The following is a 1,880-nucleotide window of genomic DNA, read 5'->3' as shown; positions in this document are numbered from 1 at the left end:
CTACAGCAAATTGACAATACAAGAGTGGGTTGAGCGACGCGGTACCCACAATTGACCTATTGCCCGCTGCTTCCGATTTTTGCACCATCCGTCCAATGACCGCCCCGCTCCACATCCGCCCCTCACGCCCCGCAGACAGCGCCGCCCTCGTCGCCATCCTGCACGACACGTTCGAGTCCACATGGCGCCCGCAGGTCACGCCCGCGGCCTTGGCCGCCTACCGGCAAGGCAACCGCCCCGCCGCCTATGTCGCCGAACGCGGCCATCTCTTCCATGTGGCAGAGCGAGCGGGCGCTGTGGTCGGCCTCGTCGACTGGCAGGATGATTTCGTGCATGCGCTCCACGTCCATTCCGCCAACGCGCGCACCGGCGCCGGCACGGCGCTGATGGACCTCGCCGAAGCCGAAATCGCCCGCGCCGGTTTCCCCGCCGTCCGGCTCGAAACCGACACGTTCAATACGCGCAGCCAGGCCTTCTATGCGGCGCGCGGCTATGTCGAGACCGGCCGCTATCCCGACAAGGAATGGCACAGCGGCCTGACGACGCTCCTGCTGGAAAAGCGGCTCTGACTGAAAATCGGGTTTACAGGCCTGGCTCCGCTGCCCCCAAAAACACCCCCTTGCTGCCCCCTAGGGAAACCCGCCTACATTCCTTCCATCGTCATCAAACACCGCCGGAATACCGGCACAAAGGAAGGAACACACCCATGGCCGAAGCCTATATCTGCGCCGCCGTGCGCACCGCCGGGGGCCGTCGCAACGGCCGTCTTTCGGGCATCCACGCAAACGATCTCGGCGCCCGCGCGCTCGACGCTGTCGTTGCCCGCGCCGGCATCGACCCCTCCGTCATCGAAGACGTGATCTTCGGCTGCGTCACGCAGGCCGGCGAACAGGCCGGTCAGGTCGGTCGCATGGCCGTGCTCGCCTCGGGCCTGCCTGACAGCGTGCCCGCCGTCACCATCGACCGCCAGTGCGGCTCGTCCCAGCAGGCGATCCAGTTCGCCGCGCAGGCCATCATGTCCGGCACGCAGGATGTCGTCATCGCTGGCGGCGTGGAATCCATGTCGCGCGCCGTCATGGGCTCCAACTACCTGCCGGGCTCCGGCATCTCGCCCATCTCCGACACGATCAAGCAGAAATACGGCGTCAAAGGCTTCAGCCAGTTCGTCGGCGCTGAAATGGTCGCCAAGAAGCATGGCTTCACGCGCGACGATACCGATGCCTTCGGCGTCGAGAGCCAGCGCCGCGCTGCTGCGGCTACCGAGGCCGGCGCCTTCAAGGACGAGATCGTGCCCGTGGAAATCGTCACGCCCGAAGGCGAGATCGAAATGCACACGGTCGACGAGGGCATCCGCCCCGGCACCACGAAAGAGGCTCTCGCCGGCCTGAAGACAATGGCCGAAGGCGGCATCCTCACGGCCGGCACGTCGAGCCAGATCTGCGACGGCTCGTCCGCCGTGCTCGTCGCCTCGGCCGAGGCCGTCAAGCGCTACGGCCTCACGCCGCTTGCCCGCATCCACAACCTCACCGTCACGGCAGGTGATCCGGTCATCATGCTGGAAGAGCCGCTCTTCGCCACCGACAAGGCACTCGCCCGCGCGGGCCTGAAGATCGGCGACATTGATCTCTACGAGGTCAACGAAGCCTTCGCATCCATCCCGATGGCCTGGGCCAAGCACACGGGCGCAGACCCGGACAAGCTCAACGTCAATGGCGGCGCCATCGCCCTCGGCCACCCGCTCGGCGCCACCGGCACCAAGCTGATGACCACGCTCATCTACGGCCTCAAGGCCCGGAACAAGCGCTGGGGCCTGCAAACCATGTGCGAAGGCGGCGGCGTCGCCAACGTCACGATCATCGAGATGGCCTGACAAGACTTCT

At 66.0% G+C, this 1,880-nt stretch carries 2 protein-coding genes; both read left to right on the top strand.

All coding sequences use genetic code 11. The features are described 5' to 3' along the window. Positions 1 to 95 precede the first annotated feature (95 nt). Positions 96 to 569, top strand: a complete 474-nt coding sequence (locus tag HY30_RS16500; RefSeq protein ID WP_034743391.1) for a GNAT family N-acetyltransferase — start codon at positions 96 to 98, stop codon at positions 567 to 569. A 137-nt stretch (positions 570 to 706) separates the two neighbouring features. Continuing rightward, on the top strand, positions 707 to 1,870 hold the full coding sequence (locus HY30_RS16495; protein WP_034743388.1) for an acetyl-CoA C-acetyltransferase: 1,164 nt from the start codon (positions 707 to 709) through the stop codon (positions 1,868 to 1,870). The last annotated feature ends 10 nt before the right edge of the window (positions 1,871 to 1,880 follow it).

The sequence above is a fragment of the Hyphomonas chukchiensis genome (assembly GCF_000682695.1).
In the GTDB taxonomy this organism is placed as follows: domain Bacteria; phylum Pseudomonadota; class Alphaproteobacteria; order Caulobacterales; family Hyphomonadaceae; genus Hyphomonas; species Hyphomonas chukchiensis.
The sequence above is the reverse complement of the archived record's forward strand: the minus strand, read 5'-3'. Positions and strand labels throughout refer to the sequence as shown.

What these genes read in the sequence shown, in the direction of transcription:
- HY30_RS16495 (WP_034743388.1), top strand. Translation starts at nt 707, where the DNA reads ATGGCCGAAGCCTATATCTGCGCCGCCGTGCGCACCGCCGGGGGCCGT.
- HY30_RS16500 (WP_034743391.1), top strand. Translation starts at nt 96, where the DNA reads ATGACCGCCCCGCTCCACATCCGCCCCTCACGCCCCGCAGACAGCGCC.